This is a genomic window from Bdellovibrio sp. HCB209 (genome assembly GCF_047306065.1).
In the GTDB taxonomy this organism is placed as follows: domain Bacteria; phylum Bdellovibrionota; class Bdellovibrionia; order Bdellovibrionales; family Bdellovibrionaceae; genus Bdellovibrio.
Window position 1 is genome coordinate 1,876,490 of sequence record NZ_CP178618.1, and the last position, 15,652, is coordinate 1,892,141.

Below are 15,652 nucleotides of genomic sequence, written 5' to 3' on the forward strand. Positions count from 1 at the left end.
GCTCCTAGTGGAGCTTTTTTTTATCGTCATCATCGTCTGAATCTTCATCATCCTGATAATCGTCTTCGTCTTGATAATCTTCGTCGTCGCGGGGAGGGCTTAGTTCCTCGTTTTTTTCTGCGCGAGCCAAAGCATCTTCCGATTCATTTTCTTCATTTACCATGGCATCGTCGTCCACTCCCAAAAGTCTGTTGGCTTCTGCTTCCAGGTTTGAGTTTTCAGTGGAGTATTGAAGATAAAGTTTTTTGCCTTGGAATGGGAATTCTTGCCATACGTAAGGGAAATCAACTTCGCCTTCTTTTTCAAAGTATTCCATCATCATCGACGCTGCTGCATCCACGCAGTTATGAATGCGAGTGACGGCGTCTTGTTGCTCTTGAGAGTAGTTCATGGAAACTTCGAAGTTTGCTTGAGCTAAGCGGCCGCTTTCGTGATATCCAACGCGCAGCACAATTTCCTCAGTGTAGATACGACCTTCGATGATCAGCTCGCCGTCATCTAGGTATTGAGCGAAATTCTCATTGAACACCGCTTGAATTTGATCTGAGTACTCTTTGGGAAAATTAGTCCATTTTTTGGAACTTTTCAGTCTTGGATTCATAGAGAAGGGCTCCTCGAACTTTGACATTTCTAAAGTGCTCCTCTATAACTCACTTTCTTTGATGACACAAGAGGTAAGAACTGTGGATGAAGTGAGCCAAAATCCTGAAATCACAAATCAAATTCAAGGCATGAATCAAGATGTCGGTCAGGGCCGTGGTGTCTACATTTCTACTTACGGTTGTCAGATGAATGTGAATGATACTGAACGCATGCACTCTTTGCTAGAGATGCAAAACTTTGTTCCGGTGCAAACGCCGGAGGAAGCGTCTTTGATCATCATCAATTCTTGCAGCGTTCGTGAAAAACCAGTTCACAAGGTTTATTCCGAAGTGGGTACTTTCAGAAAAATGAAAGAGAAAAACCCCGAGCTACGTATCGGCGTTGGCGGTTGCGTAGGTCAGCAAGAAAAAGAAAACCTGATTAAGAATCAACCGATGATCGATTTCGTATTTGGTACGGATCAGATCGACAGTCTTCCGTACTTGGTTGCGGATAGCTTTATGGATCGTGAAAAGCGCATCAATGCTAAATTCCAGCATCGTGCGCCTTATCACATCGAAACAATGGTTCGTAATCCAGGTGTCGCGACTTTCGTGAACATCACTAAGGGCTGCGATAATTTCTGTACATTCTGTGTTGTTCCTTACACTCGTGGTCGCGAGAAATCTCGTCCATTGCAGCACATTCTGACGGACATTCGCCATTTGGTGAAACGCGGAATGAAGGAAGTGACGTTGCTTGGTCAAAACGTAAATTCATACTCTGACAGCGATGTGGATTTTGCAGATTTGATGGCCAAAGTGGCGACAGAGACGGATGTTGAGCGCATTCGTTTCACAACATCTCATCCCAAAGACTTTAACCAAAAGCTTGCGGATACGATGGCTAAGCATCAAGACAAAATCATGGAGTACATCCATTTGCCTTTCCAAAGCGGCAGCACGCGCGTTTTACAGCGCATGAACCGCATCTATACTCGTGAAGAGTATTTGGAAAAAATCGCGATGCTTCGTAAATCCATTCCAAACGTTGTTTTCTCGACAGACATCATCGTGGGTTTCCCTGGTGAAACTGAAGAGGACTTCATGGATACAGTTCGCATGGTTGAAGAGGGTGGCTTTGAAACGATCTTTGCGTTTAAGTACTCGCCTCGTCCATTTACGAAGGCTGCAAAATTTGAAGACCAAGTTGCTGAGGAAATTAAAACAGAGCGCTTAAATCGCCTGTTTGATTTCCACGATAAGATGTCTTTCGATATGGTGAAACGTTATGAAAACCAAGTTATGAAAGTCTTGGTTGAAAATACGGACCGCGAAGAAGGCAAAGTTCATGGTCGTAGTACTGGGAATAAGCTTGTTCACTTAAAGGGTTCTCCTGATTTGATCGGGAAAACAGTGGACGTTAGAATCACTCGTGCATTCCCTGCGACATTCCACGGAGAGCTAGTTCAATAATGAAACAAGATATTTTGGATTTAAAAAATCTAAAAGCGCAGATCATCTTTGCTGAGGAATCAGAAGACGAAGAGACATTTCACCAGGAAGACCTGGTGCGTTTGTTTCCGTATGGTCTTTCGGTGACAGGGGATGTGTCTCGTCCGTTTCTATTGCTGAAAGATGAAGCACATGTGCACACTCTGCCGGTGGCGGTTTCTCCGATCGAAGCGGGTGTGACTTTATCCCAGTCTAACAAAAGTATCGCAGAATCTACTCCCCATAAGTTCACACAACTTTTGATGGAGTCCTTAGGGATTGAGATTCGTCAGGCCGTATTTGTTGAGATCAAAGGTGCCAGCCAATATGTTCGTCTTTATTTGTCAGGTCATCCTAAGACCAATTCAATTAAAGTGCGTGCTGATGAGGCAATGTCTTTGTGTTTGCATTTGGATACGCCGATTTATGCGACAAAAAATTATATTGGCCGTTCGAAAGTGATGAATGCCGCTGTAGAAAGTAATTCTCACGTACTTCAAAACATGTCTGGCGAAAAGCCACGCTATCTGAATTAATATTTGTTAAAATGCTGTACCGCAAATTGTGTTAAAGCTCTGTTGTTGAAACAATAGGGCCATGATTCATCTACCACCATTAATTTACGATCTTGGGATAATTCTGGTAGTGGGCGCCTTGGTGACCCTGCTGTTTAAAAAACTCCGCCAACCATTGGTTTTGGGCTATTTGGTTGCGGGCTTCCTTGTGAGCCAACATTTCCCGTGGCTTCCGACAATTCAAGATAAGGCGAGTGTTCAGACATGGGCTGAGATCGGCGTGATCTTCCTGTTGTTCGGTCTCGGGTTAGAGTTCAGCTTTAAGAAACTAGTGAAGGTTGGTGGATCCGCTGGCTTTACTGCGGTTTTTGAAGTCGTCTTCATGGTCGGGCTCGGATATTTAGTCGGGCGTTTGATTGGTTGGAATTCCATCGACAGTTTGTTCATGGGTGGGGTTCTTTCAATTTCTTCTACAACGATTATCGTTCGTGCCTTCCAAGAATTGAATATGAAGGGCCAGCGTTTCGTTGAGCTGGTTTTTGGTATCCTGATCGTTGAAGACATCGTGGCTGTTCTTTTGTTGGTCTTGTTGCCGTCGCTTGCGATGAGTGAGGGGCTCAACATGGGGTCGCTGTTCACGGTGACCTTGCGCATGGTGTTCTTTATCCTGTTGTGGTTCGTTGTCGGTATTTTCCTGTTGCCGATTTTCCTAAGAAAAATCCGTTCCTTGTTAGAAGAAGAAACGACGCTGATTGTTTCGATCGGTCTGTGCTTGATGATGGTGGCGATTTCTTCGTTGGCGGGATTCTCTCCAGCGTTGGGTGCCTTCGTGATGGGTTCGTTGCTGGCTGAAACTCAAGAAGGTCACCACATTGAAAAGCTCATCAGTCCGGTGAAAAATCTTTTCGCGGCGGTCTTCTTTGTATCCGTAGGTACAATGATTGATCCCAACGTCATCATCAATCAACCGGGGTTGATCTTGCTTCTGACGTTCGTGACGATTTTTGGTAAGTTTATCAGTACTTATTTGGGTGCTTTGTTCTCGGGACAAAGTCGTAAGATCTCGATGCAGTCGGGTATGAGCTTGGCGCAAATCGGGGAGTTCTCGTTCATTATCGCGGCCCTAGGGACGACTTTAAAAGTGACGAGTGACTTCATTTATCCGTTGGCCGTAGCGGTGTCCGCGGTAACGACGTTCACGACTCCGTACATGATTAAGTCCTCGGGCTATTTGTCAGAGAAGCTAGATTCCTTGTTGCCGGATAAAATCAAAAACCTATTGGATAACTATAAAAAGTCTTTCCAACAATCCGGAGACCGCAGTGTCGGTTCGTTGATTGTTGAGGCCTTAGGCATGAAGATCATTTTGAATGTCGTGGTGATCTTGGCTTTGACGTTCGGATTTAAAAAATACGCAGCTGTCTATTTGCAGCAGTTGTTGCCAGATTTCCGATACGTGAATGGTTTAAGCTTGATGCTTTGTATGATCTTCTCGGTTCCATTCTTTTGGGGTTTGGTAAAGGGACGTCCATCTAAAAAAGCATCGCAAGACGTGGATGCGATTGCGCGCCTTCGTCGTTTGATTGCCGGTGTGACCATCGCACGTATCTTGTTGGGTATTTTCTTGCTGTCGGTGATGGTGGCTCAGTTTGTGTCGATCAAAGCGGCTTCCGGTGCCATTATCGGTGCGGTGCTAGTGATGTCGGTCTTGGGCTATCGTTACGGTGAAAAAGTTTACAAGTTTTTTGAGGGTGAATTCTTGTCAAACTTAACAGAGAAAGACCGTGAAGAGATCGCGAAGCGTGATGAGATCACTCAACTGGCTCTGCCTTGGGATGCTTCAATCAGTGTTCTTGAGGTGGCAACAGATTCTAATTGGGTTGGTTGCAGCTTGCGTGATTTGAAATTTAAAGAAAGTTTCGGCGTGACTATCGCTTCTGTGGTGCGCGCGGGTCGTAGATTCTTTGCTCCTTCTGGCGATTTTGTTTTATGGCCTTACGATAAAATTGTGTGTTTCGGAAGCGAGCAAGAGCTTGCGGATTTGAATCACAAAATCGAAGCTTATAAAAACGATACGAAATGGGTTGAAGCCGAATCTCCTAAGTATCAAATGGGTTCCTTTGTTGTTGAAAATGAAGAGTCCTATTTGGGTAAGACCATTCGCGAGAGTGGGATTCGTGAGGCTCGTAAAATCCTGGTCGTTTGTATCGAGCGCGGTGCTCAAAGAATCCTAGGACCCTCTGCAGGAACGGTTTTGCAAGCCGGTGATCTAGTCTGGTTTGTGTCCGAATAGAAATTTGACCACAAGCCTCTTCGGCGCGAAACTCATGAGAGTATCTTCAAGAGTTTTGTAAGAGGGGCTTCGGTCATGATTCATACAAAGTTTTCTAAAAAGATTCTTATCTTTCCCGTCTTCATTTTATTTGGGAGTCTCTTTGTTGGAGGCTCTACCTTTTTGCCGGATCAAACGGTTTCGTTTGATGATGAAATGATGATCCGACATCTTGATGAAGAACCGATGCTTTTCGGTGATGCCGAAAAAGCCATGAATCCCGCAAATCCTGATTTTAGCCAGAGCATGGTATGGATTCCTGGTGGTGAATTCTGGATGGGAAGTCAAAATCCTGAAGTCCTTGATGCGCAACCTATTCATAAAGTTCATGTCGATGGATTTTGGATGGACCAATACTTAGTCACCAATCGTGATTTCAAAGAATTTACCGACGAGACCGGATACGTGACGGTGGCCGAGCGACGCTTGGACCCGAAGGATCATCCTGATCTTCCGTTGGAGCTTTTGGAGCCCGGCGCGATCATCTTTAGCCCGCGCATCGAAAGAACAGATTTGGGAATTTCTAGTTCCGTGTATTGGCGTTGGCAGGTGGGAGCAAATTGGCGACACCCCGAAGGTCCAATGAGTAGTATCGATGGGCGTGAACTTATGCCCGTGATTCATATCTCCTATGCGGATGCTGAGGAGTATGCGCGCTGGCGTGGAAAACGTTTGCCCACAGAGGCTGAGTGGGAATTCGCAGCACGTGGGGGACTTGATCGCATGCCCTATACTTGGGGACATGATTTTAGACCCGAGGGAAAATTTATGGCCAACACCTGGCAGGGAAATTTTCCGTACTATGATTCTGCCGAAGATGGTCACAAAGGTTTGTCTCCAGTGGGAAGCTATCCTCCGAATGGATATGGGCTTTACGATATGACGGGTAATGTTTGGCAGTGGGTTTCTGATTGGTTTCGTGCGGATTACTACGACAGTCTTGCGGGGCAATCTGTGGTGGTAAACCCTGAAGGTCCGAAAACGTCAGAGAAAAGCAATGATCCCACTGAAAGAAAGCGTGTGCAAAAAGGTGGATCTTATTTGTGCACGGATTCCTATTGTTCAAATTTAGATCCTGGCGCACGTAGACGCGGCGATATCTGGAGTGGTTCGCCACAAGTGGGTTTTCGTCTGGTCACTTCAGATCCTCCTGTGGTACGATTGTTCCGAGGTTCTTATGAGCAGTCCTTTCGTTAAAGCCCGTGGAAAAACTCCTGTTGTTGGAGAAAAAGTATTTATCGCAGACAATGCACGCCTTATTGGTGATGTTGAGGTCGGCGAGGGTTCTTCAATTTGGTACAATGTCACGATTCGTGGTGATGTCATGCCGATCCGCTTAGGCAAAGAGGTCAATGTTCAAGACGGCAGCGTTGTTCATGGAACATATGGCAAATACGGAACAACTCTGCATGACCGAGTGACTATTGGGCATTTAGTTATGTTGCATGGTTGCGAAGTGGGTCGTGCGACACTCGTGGGAATGGGCTCCATTTTGATGGATGGCGTAAAAGTGGGGGAGCATTGCTTGATTGGAGCGGGTTCTCTTCTGACAGAGGGCACCGAAATTCCTCCCCGCAGTCTGGTTATGGGGCGACCTGCTAAAGTAAAACGCTCTCTGACAGATGAAGAGGTCGCTTTGCTTGAGAAATCAGCAGATAACTACCTGCTCTATAAAACTTGGTACGAGTAGTCTAGACCTGACAAATTCCTGAAGGTCTTCTTGTTGAACTCTGACTTGATTCAACACAGAATGAAAACCAGGAGTTTATATGGAACGTGAAATCCCTTTTGCGCTGACTTTCGACGATATCTTACTTCTTCCTCAATTTTCTGAAATCATTCCCACAGAAGTGGTGCCGAGATCTTTCTTTGCCCGCGATAAATTTTTGAACACACCTGTGATTTCTGCGGCAATGGATACTGTGACTGAAAATCGCACGGCACGTGTGATGGCTCAGTTTGGTGGCTTGGGTATCATTCACAAAAATTTTCCCATCGAGAAACAAGCTCTCGAAGTTGAAAAAGTAAAAAAATATGAAAGCGGTATGATTATGGACCCCATCACTTTGGGACCAGATCAACTTGTGCAAGAAGCTTTGGATTTGATGGAGAAATTTTCTATCAGTGGAGTTCCAATCACTGTGGATGGAATCCTGGTGGGGATTCTAACGAATCGCGATTTGCGTTTCGAAGAAAATTTCAATCAACCGATTCGCAATTTGATGACGAAGGAAAGCTTAGTCACAGCGAAAATGGGAACGACTCTTGAGGAAGCTAAAAAGATTTTGCAAAAACACCGTATTGAAAAACTTCCTGTGGTGGATGCCAAAGGAAAACTTAAAGGCCTGATCACGATCAAAGACATCGAAAAAGCAAAAAACTATCCGCAAGCAACTAAAGACAATCATGGTCGTTTGTTTGTGGGTGCTGCGATTGGCGTGGGTACGGACTCTGCAGAGCGTGCTGAAGCCTTGGTGACTGCGGGCGTGGATGTGCTCTGTGTGGATACAGCTCACGGTCATTCTAAAAATGTTTTGGATATGGTGAAGCACGTTTCGAAAAAATTCAAAGACGTGATCATTATCGCTGGTAACGTTGTAACTGCTGATGGCACGAAAGCCTTGGTGGATGCGGGAGCTGACGTTGTCAAAGTCGGCGTGGGACCAGGCAGTATCTGTACAACTCGTGTGGTTGCTGGTGTTGGTATGCCGCAAATTTCTGCGGTGATGGAATGCGCTCGCATCGCTAAGAAAGCTGGAAAAACAATTATCGCCGATGGCGGTATTAAATTTTCGGGAGACATCACGAAGGCATTAGCGCTGGGTGCAAATACGGTGATGATCGGTAACTTGCTTGCAGGTGCTGAAGAGTCTCCGGGCGAAACGATCTTGTTCCAAGGTCGTAGTTACAAAGTTTATCGTGGCATGGGCTCCATTGGTGCTATGGCTAAGGGTTCTAAAGATCGTTATGGTCAAATGGATATCGATGACAATGAAAAACTTGTGCCTGAAGGTATTGAAGGAAAGGTTGCTTACAAGGGACCTGCTTCCGGTATCATTCATCAACTTGTTGGTGGTTTGAAATCAGGTATGGGTTATTTGGGTGCTGCGAATATCGATGAACTTCAAGCTCGTGCGAAATTCGTACGTATCAGTGCTGCGGGTTTACGTGAATCTCACGTTCACGATGTCAGCATTACTAAAGAAGCTCCGAACTACAGAATTGAAAGTTAATATATTATGCTACGTGGTTTTATCATTTTGGATTTTGGTTCGCAGTTTACTCAGTTGATTGCGCGCCGTTTGCGTGAAATGGGATATTATTCAGAGATTCATTCTTACAAATATCCCACTGAGGAAATCATCAAAAAGAATCCGTATGGGATTATTCTGAGTGGCGGCCCGAATTCGGTTTACGAACCCGGTGCTCCGCAAAGAAATATCCAGGAACTTCGTAGCATAAGTCCTTTGTTTTGCGTTTGTTATGGGATGCAGTTACTGACTCATTCTTTGGGTGGGAAAGTTACAAAAGCTCAGCATCGTGAGTACGGCCTTAATTATGTAACATGGACTGACGTCGTAAAGGGTGTTCCGCAAAAACAAAAAGTATGGATGAGTCATGGCGACGTGGTTGAAACTCCACCAGAGGGCTTTAAAGTCATCGCAAACTCTGATGGTGATCATCCCGCGGCGATTCGTGGTGAAAATGTTCTGGCGGTGCAATTCCATCCTGAGGTGGCACACACGGAACATGGCTTGGATTTGTTAAAGCACTTCACTGCGGATATGTGTAAAGCCCCTGCTGACTGGGATGCACCTCATATCAAAGATCATTTGATGGAGGACATTCGTAAAAAAGTAGCTCCCGAGGACCATGTTCTTGTGGGGTTAAGTGGCGGTGTTGATTCAACAGTCGTAGCGACTTTATTAACGAAAGCTTTGGGAGCAGATCGCGTTCATTGTGTCTTTGTTGATAATGGACTTCTTCGTAAAAATGAATACGAAACAGTTTTGAAAAACTATGAAGGTCTTGGCTTAAATGTTCGTGGCGTGGATGCGTCTCAGGAATTTATGTCTGCCCTTGCTGGTAAAACAGATCCGGAAGATAAACGTAAGGCGATCGGTCGTGTGTTTATTGAAGTCTTTGATAAGAGTTATGATAAGTCTTTGCCGATCAAGTGGCTTGCTCAAGGAACGCTTTATCCCGACGTGATTGAAAGTGTTTCGTCCATCGGTGGTAGCGTTACGATCAAATCCCATCACAATGTGGGTGGTTTACCAGAAAAGATGAATTTGAAATTATTAGAACCTGTGCGTGAGCTTTTCAAAGATGAAGTTCGTGCGATGGGTGCTCAGTTGGGACTCGCGCATGATTTATTGTGGCGTCACCCGTTCCCAGGCCCTGGTTTGGCAATTCGTGTCTTGGGTGAAGTCACTCCAGAAAAATTGCGTATCTTAAAAGATGCGGACGATGTCTACATCTCTCAACTGCGCAAACATGGCTTGTATGAAAAAATCTGGCAGGCCTTCTGTGTACTTTTGCCAGTGAAAACTGTCGGCGTACAGGGTGACTCTAGAACTTATGATCATGTTCTGGCTTTGCGTGCTGTCACTTCGAGTGATGGTATGACTGCGGACTGGTATCCGTTTGAGTTTGCCTTCCTTCGTGAGGTTTCTAATTTAATCACCAATAAGGTTAAGGGCGTAAATCGCGTCGTGTACGACGTGACTAGTAAGCCTCCTGGCACTATAGAGTGGGAGTAATTTCTTAAGAAAGCCGATGAAACATAATCGTTAGAGCGACTTGTGTTTTGACTTTGGATCTAGTGCTTGTCGGGTAATTTGATAAACCTAAAAGCATCAGATTTGAAATTAAAACACAGGGGGTCTTTCGGTGAAACGCTTTAAGTGGGTGTTGTTCGGTATTGTCTCCATGGCTGCCGCTGCTTTCGCAGTGGAGCAGATCTTTTATCAAACGGCAGGAACCTCGAGTTTCGGTTACGTGACGGATCTAAATAATCTTCGTCAGGTACAAAAGAGCATCCAAGATTATGAAATGATCGTGCGCTACAATCCGGATATGACTCAGAGTCTGTTCTTGGTGGACAGTCGCTTGAAGCGTAAATACTCGTTGGATGTTGATGGCATCACGGGGCTTTTAAAATTAGAAATTTTAACGGGAAATAATCTGCAAACCTCTGTTTGGAAAAAGACCGAGGACGCTACTTATCTTAACTACGATCACGAATTTGGTTTGGTCACGACAGGGCTTGAACAGTGTTGTGGCGCCAGCACGGGATATCGCATCTATGATGTGGCCAGTGGTTATCTGATTATTTCTTTCAACTCCTTTAGCGAGAACTCTTCTGTTCAGCATCCCTTTGTGTTGGATGTTCCAAACTCCACTTTGCGCCAACGCTATATTGGCGTGATCAATGCGGATAGTACGCGGGATACGGACTTTGGCGCTCCTGCCTCTGGCAAAGTAAAAACGGCCTTAGTTAAGATGGGAATTGTCGGTAAGTTTTATCAGCGCTTACAGATCGATATGGAGGTCGATAACGGTTTTGCACCAAGTGTGCTGGCCGTGACTTTAGAAAAGAATCCAGCGGCTGCTGAGAGCGATAAAATTGAAATTTCTCGCGACATCGCAACTCTTTGGAATATTGATGGCAGTACAGATGCGAATTCTGTCGAGGGCGTGCAGATTAAGATTTTGCTCAACGGTGGCTTGGGAGATAAAACCGTGATCATTCCCGTCGTGAAAGATCGCTTGAACCTAGAGCAGGCAACAGTTCCATCGGGAGTGAGTCTCAGATCTCTGGCGCTCTAAAATTCATTTGATTTACTTTTGTTAAGCGTTTCTTGCTAAAATCGGGGAGTTTCATTATTATAGCTCATGCTCATTAATGTGACTCCCCTTCGTAAGTATCGTGATTTCCGCCTTCTTTATTTCGGACAAATGGTTTCTCTTTTAGGAAGTATGGTGACGTACGTCGCTGTTCCTTATGAGATCTATGAACTCACCAAAGACAATTGGTTAGTGGGAATGTTGGGACTTGTTCAACTGGTTCCCGTTCTTGTTTTCGGAATTTTAGGAGGAACTTATGCAGATCGTATGGATCGTCGTAAGTTGCTTCTGACTTCTGAAATTATCATGACGCTCATTATTTTAGCGCAGGCCTTGAATGCGTGTCGTGAAAAACCTTCTGTTCCGTTGATCTTTGTGTTGGTGGCGATTTTCCAATCCGTCATGGGTTTTCATCGTCCAGCCATGGAGGCGATGACTCAAAAAATTGTCGAGCCTCAAGATTATCCTGCGATTGGTGCGTTAGGAAGTTTCCGCTGGGCTGTGGGTGCGATTGTGGGACCTGCGCTGGGTGGTATTCTGATTGCAAAGTTCGGCGTAAAGGGTGCTTACTTTTTTGACGTCGTCAGTTTTGCCGCGGCCTTTATAGCATTGTGGATGATGAGTCGTATGCCAGCGCCGGAAAAACGTGATGTTTCTCCTCTGGAAGATGCAAAAGTCGGCCTTAAGTATGCTCTTTCAAAGCCAGAATTGATCGGCACTTATGTGGTGGATATTGTTGCGATGGTGTTTGCATTTCCGGTCGCCTTGTTTCCGGCGATGTCGGAAAACTGGGGAGGCGCAACGGCTGCGGGAGCTTTGTTTTCCGCAATGGCTGTGGGCTCTTTAGTGATGACATTATTCAGTGGCTGGACGGGGAAAGTTGTTCATCACGGTCGAGCAGTTGTGATCGCTGCCACCTTGTGGGCGGTCTTTATTATTGGTGTTGGTTTTGCTCAAAACTTATGGGTCGCAGTTCTGTTTTTAGCTCTGGCGGGTGCCGCAGATATGATGAGTGGTTTGTTTCGCGGAATTATTTGGAATCAAACTGTACCGAATCATTTGCGGGGTCGTTTGTCGGGGATTGAAATGATCTCTTACATGTCGGGACCTCTGTTGGGAAATGCTCGCGCCGGATGGGTTGCTGCGAAATATTCTGTCCCTGTCAGTGTTGCGAGTGGTGGTCTTATTTGCGCCGTTATGGTGGTTCTGACAGGCTTTTTATTGCCTCAGTTTTGGCGCTATAAGAGTCAAGCTAAAGATGACTCAAAAGTAGTGCCTACAGAGGGGTTAACGCAAGGCTCCTAATTTGAATTAAGGACATAGCTAAGATATGAATTTAGCATGTCTTTTGTTCATCTTCACGTCCACTCAGAATACTCCCTTTTAGAAGCTGCCTGCCGAGTAAAAGCTATCGCTAAAAAAGCGGCGGCGATGAATATGCCGGCGGTCGCACTGACTGACAATGGCAACATGTTTGGTGCCGTTGAGTTTTACTTTGCTTGTAAGGACAATAACGTCAAACCTCTTTTAGGTCTTGATGCTTATTTGGCTCCGGGTTCTCGTTTGGAGAAAAAACAAGATCGTGATCAGGTGGCGCAAGGTCCACGTCGTTTGGTGTTCCTGGCGCAAAATACAAAAGGCTATCAAAATCTTTGTAAGCTTTCAACGATTGGTTACCAAGAAGGTTTCTATTGGAAACCACGTATCGATTACGAAGTTATCAAAGAATACAATTCTGATTTGATCTGTTTGACGGGTGGACTTCGTGGTGAAGTCGCTGAGGCTTTCATGAAAGAGGGCGCAGATGCCGCTCTTGCAAAAATCCGTCAACTGAAAGAAATCTTTGATGATCGCCTGTATTTGGAAATGTGCCGTACTGGTGTTCCTGAGTGGGATCAAATCAATCCGTTCTTACTAGAAGCTTCTAAAATCACCGGTGTGCCTGTGGTTGCAAGTAACGATGTTCACTACATGACTCAAGACGATCAGATCGCCCAAGAGGTTTTGATCTGTATCGGTACCAATAAAACTTTGAGTGATGAAGGTCGTTTCCGTTTGGGAACGGATGAATTCTATTTCAAAAAGCCAGAGCAAATGGTGGACCTGTTCTCGGATATCCCAGAGGCAGTCAGCAATACTTTGCAAATCGCAGAACGTTGCGATGTTAAATTTAAACTTAAAGACGACGCTGGTAAGCCTATTTATCACTTACCAACATTCCCGACTGACGAAGGTGTAACTTTGAAAGACGACATCGCTCGTCGTTCAAAGGAAGGTTTGCTTGTACGCTTCGAAGAAGCCGCGGAACGCGGTGAACCCGTCGCTGAAGATAAAAAACCAGATTACTACAAGCGTTTGGATTACGAGCTTGGTATCATCGATCGCATGGGATTCAACGGTTACTTCCTGATCGTCCAAGACTTCATCGGTTGGGCTAAGGATAACGATATTCCTGTGGGCCCGGGTCGTGGTTCCGGTGCCGGTTCCCTTGTCGCTTACGTTTTAAAAATTACGGATTTGGATCCACTTCCAAACTTCCTACTCTTCGAACGTTTCTTAAATCCAGAACGTATCTCCATGCCCGACTTCGATATCGACTTCTGTCAGGATCGTCGTCAGGAAGTGATTCGTTATGTAACTCAGAAGTACGGACAGGCTTCTGTGTCTCAGATCATCACGTACGGTAAATTGCAAACTCGTGCGGCCTTAAAAGACGTGGGTCGTGTTTTGGGAATGCTCTTCGCTGAGGTGGATCAAGTAACAAAATTGATTCCAGATAAATTGGGTATCTCTTTGAAAGAGTCTCTAGAGATGGAGCCTCGTTTGACCGAGATGATGGAAATGAATCCAACGGTTGCGACTTTGATCGACCTTGCACAACGAGTGGAAGGTATGGTTCGAAACGCAGGTATCCATGCCGCCGGTGTTATCATCGGTGATGGTCAGTTGGTGAAGCATGCGCCTTTGTACAAAGGTGCTGATGGCGAGCAAGTCGTTCAATACGATATGAAGCACGCCGAAAAAATCGGTTTGATCAAATTCGACTTCTTGGGTCTGAAGACCCTGACTCATATCAACATGGCGTTGAAACATATCAAAAAGAATCGCGGTAAGACGATCACGTCTCGCATGATTCCGATGACCGATACGCCCACTTTCGAAATGATGTCACGTGGTGATACAGCGGGGGTGTTCCAGTTCGAGGGCGAGGGCATCACCGATGCCACTCGTAAAATCCGTCCGTCATCATTTGCCGATATCACTGCTATCACGTCATTGTACCGTCCAGGTCCGATGGCCAACATTCCTGATTTTACGGATCGTAAGCACGGTAAAGCTCCGGTTGAATACTTGCTTGAAGATACCCGCGAAGTTTTGTCAGAGACTTACGGGATCATGGTTTACCAAGAGCAAGTTATGGGTATCGCCTCCAAGATTGCCGGATACTCACTCGGTGAAGCCGACATGCTTCGTCGTGCGATGGGTAAAAAAATCAAAGAGGAAATGGATCAGCATCGCGAACGTTTCATGAAGGGTGCGATCGAAAGAGGACACAATAAGGAACGTTCTTCAGAGTTGTTTGATCTGATGTATAAGTTTGCGGACTACGGTTTCAATAAATCCCATGCCGCTGCTTACTCTGTTGTTACGCTACAGACTGCTTGGTTGAAGTGTCATTATCCGGTTGAGTTCTTTGCAGCGTTGCTGTCTACCGAGTTATCGGACACAGAAAAAATCGTAAAGTACTCTAAGGATGCGGCGAAACGCGGTATCACCGTTAAGTCTCCGCATGTGAACTTCTCTGAATACTTCTTTGGTGCCCATGGTGACGAAGTTTACTTCGGTCTGGGGGGTATCAAAGGTGTCGGTCAGAATGCGGTTGAAGCCATTGTCGAGGCTCGTGAAAACATGCCAGACAAAAAGTTCAACTCTTTGGATGAGTTCTTTAATGCGATCGATCTTCGTCGCGTGAATAAAAAAGTGATCGAGTGTTTGATTAAAGCGGGAGCCTTTGATGGTTTCGGCGCACATCGCGCTCAGTTGATTGCTGGTTATCAGAAGTTCTTGGATCGCGCACAAGGACTGCAAAAAGACCGTGAGCTAGGTCAGTCTTCGCTTTTCGATTTGGGACCTTCAACAGAGACTATTGTTAAACTGGAAGAAGTGAAGCCTTGGAATCGTACGGCGTCTTTGGCCTATGAGAAAGAGGTCTTGGGTTTCTATCTGAGTGATCACCCTTTGAAGGGCTTTGATACTCTGTCTGAGATCTTTACAACTTGTAAGGTCGTGGATCTGCCAGCGCAAATGCCGGCTCAAGGCTCGCCTGAATGGGAAGCCATGCAGGCCGCGAAAAAGGACTGGAAGAATCGCGATGCCGCGAAAAAACGCGTCATCGTGGCTGGTCTTATTACCGAGCTTCGTGAGTTGATCACGAAAAAAGGCACGCGTATGGCTTTCGGTAAGCTAGAAGATTTAACCGGATCAGTGGAGCTTGTGATCTTCCCAGATGCGTTTGCTAAGAATGGGGAGATGCTGAAAGACGAGCGTCCGATGTTGATCGGTGGCGGTCTTGAGGTCGAGGAAGGCAATGCCAAGATCATGGTGGATTCTGTCTCTCCTATGGAAGACATTTTAAAGAAAACCAAGCGCATGGTCTTTAGGCTGGATCGTATCCCGCACGAGGATTACGGGCGACTCCATTCTTTGATGAAAGAGAATCCCGGTCCAACGGCAGTAAGTCTGGAAATTGATATACCAGACGTCAGTCGCCGTGTGATGATGGATATAGGTGAGTCTTCCGGCGTAAATGTCAGCAATGAATTCTTTGAAGGAGTTCACTCTCTGTTTGGTCGAACGGATTTTATCGAATTGAGGTAACG

The 15,652-nt window shown here is 45.6% G+C and carries 11 protein-coding genes; 10 read left to right on the forward strand and 1 reads right to left on the reverse strand.

The features are described from left to right. Positions 1 to 4 precede the first annotated feature (4 nt). Positions 5 to 628, reverse strand: coding sequence for a hypothetical protein (locus tag ACLVWP_RS09180; RefSeq protein ID WP_413561494.1), 624 nt, complete (start codon positions 626 to 628; stop codon positions 5 to 7). Between the two features lie 55 nt (positions 629 to 683). Here ACLVWP_RS09180 and miaB point away from each other — a divergent pair, with 55 nt between their 5' ends. From miaB to dnaE, 10 genes are all read left to right on the forward strand, one after another. Then, on the forward strand, positions 684 to 2,057 hold the full coding sequence (gene miaB, locus ACLVWP_RS09185) for a tRNA (N6-isopentenyl adenosine(37)-C2)-methylthiotransferase MiaB (RefSeq protein WP_413561578.1): 1,374 nt from the start codon (positions 684 to 686) through the stop codon (positions 2,055 to 2,057). Next, complete coding sequence (locus ACLVWP_RS09190; RefSeq protein ID WP_413561495.1) at positions 2,057 to 2,611, forward strand: bifunctional nuclease family protein; 555 nt, start codon at positions 2,057 to 2,059, stop codon at positions 2,609 to 2,611. Before miaB ends, ACLVWP_RS09190 begins: the two co-directional genes overlap by 1 nt. Before the next feature lie 61 nt (positions 2,612 to 2,672). After that, complete coding sequence (locus ACLVWP_RS09195; protein WP_413561497.1) at positions 2,673 to 4,883, forward strand: cation:proton antiporter; 2,211 nt, start codon at positions 2,673 to 2,675, stop codon at positions 4,881 to 4,883. A 75-nt stretch (positions 4,884 to 4,958) separates the two neighbouring features. Next, complete coding sequence (locus tag ACLVWP_RS09200; RefSeq protein WP_413561498.1) at positions 4,959 to 6,119, forward strand: formylglycine-generating enzyme family protein; 1,161 nt, start codon at positions 4,959 to 4,961, stop codon at positions 6,117 to 6,119. Further along, the gene (locus ACLVWP_RS09205) at positions 6,100 to 6,612 is read left to right on the forward strand and encodes a gamma carbonic anhydrase family protein (RefSeq protein WP_413561500.1); all 513 of its coding nucleotides are present in this window, start codon (positions 6,100 to 6,102) and stop codon (positions 6,610 to 6,612) included. The genes ACLVWP_RS09200 and ACLVWP_RS09205 overlap by 20 nt, the downstream gene beginning before the upstream one ends. A gap of 79 nt (positions 6,613 to 6,691) precedes the next feature. Then, the gene (gene guaB, locus ACLVWP_RS09210; RefSeq protein ID WP_413561502.1) at positions 6,692 to 8,155 is read left to right on the forward strand and encodes an IMP dehydrogenase; all 1,464 of its coding nucleotides are present in this window, start codon (positions 6,692 to 6,694) and stop codon (positions 8,153 to 8,155) included. Between the two features lie 6 nt (positions 8,156 to 8,161). After that, on the forward strand, positions 8,162 to 9,685 hold the full coding sequence (gene guaA / locus ACLVWP_RS09215) for a glutamine-hydrolyzing GMP synthase (RefSeq protein ID WP_413561504.1): 1,524 nt from the start codon (positions 8,162 to 8,164) through the stop codon (positions 9,683 to 9,685). Positions 9,686 to 9,815: 130 nt separating this feature from the next. After that, the gene (locus ACLVWP_RS09220; RefSeq protein WP_413561505.1) at positions 9,816 to 10,754 is read left to right on the forward strand and encodes a hypothetical protein; all 939 of its coding nucleotides are present in this window, start codon (positions 9,816 to 9,818) and stop codon (positions 10,752 to 10,754) included. A 66-nt stretch (positions 10,755 to 10,820) separates the two neighbouring features. After that, positions 10,821 to 12,077 carry an MFS transporter gene (locus tag ACLVWP_RS09225; protein ID WP_413561506.1) on the forward strand — a complete coding sequence of 419 codons (1,257 nt, stop codon included), beginning with the start codon at positions 10,821 to 10,823 and terminating at the stop codon, positions 12,075 to 12,077. Positions 12,078 to 12,113: 36 nt separating this feature from the next. Then, entirely contained in the window at positions 12,114 to 15,650 is a 3,537-nt protein-coding gene (dnaE, locus tag ACLVWP_RS09230) for a DNA polymerase III subunit alpha (RefSeq protein WP_413561508.1), read from the forward strand. Positions 15,651 to 15,652 lie beyond the last annotated feature (2 nt).

What these genes read in the sequence shown, in the direction of transcription:
- ACLVWP_RS09180 (WP_413561494.1), bottom strand. Translation starts at nt 628, where the DNA reads ATGTCAAAGTTCGAGGAGCCCTTCTCTATGAATCCAAGACTGAAAAGT.
- ACLVWP_RS09190 (WP_413561495.1), top strand. Translation starts at nt 2,057, where the DNA reads ATGAAACAAGATATTTTGGATTTAAAAAATCTAAAAGCGCAGATCATC.
- ACLVWP_RS09195 (WP_413561497.1), top strand. Translation starts at nt 2,673, where the DNA reads ATGATTCATCTACCACCATTAATTTACGATCTTGGGATAATTCTGGTA.
- ACLVWP_RS09200 (WP_413561498.1), top strand. Translation starts at nt 4,959, where the DNA reads ATGATTCATACAAAGTTTTCTAAAAAGATTCTTATCTTTCCCGTCTTC.
- ACLVWP_RS09205 (WP_413561500.1), top strand. Translation starts at nt 6,100, where the DNA reads ATGAGCAGTCCTTTCGTTAAAGCCCGTGGAAAAACTCCTGTTGTTGGA.
- guaB (WP_413561502.1), top strand. Translation starts at nt 6,692, where the DNA reads ATGGAACGTGAAATCCCTTTTGCGCTGACTTTCGACGATATCTTACTT.
- guaA (WP_413561504.1), top strand. Translation starts at nt 8,162, where the DNA reads ATGCTACGTGGTTTTATCATTTTGGATTTTGGTTCGCAGTTTACTCAG.
- ACLVWP_RS09225 (WP_413561506.1), top strand. Translation starts at nt 10,821, where the DNA reads ATGCTCATTAATGTGACTCCCCTTCGTAAGTATCGTGATTTCCGCCTT.
- dnaE (WP_413561508.1), top strand. Translation starts at nt 12,114, where the DNA reads ATGTCTTTTGTTCATCTTCACGTCCACTCAGAATACTCCCTTTTAGAA.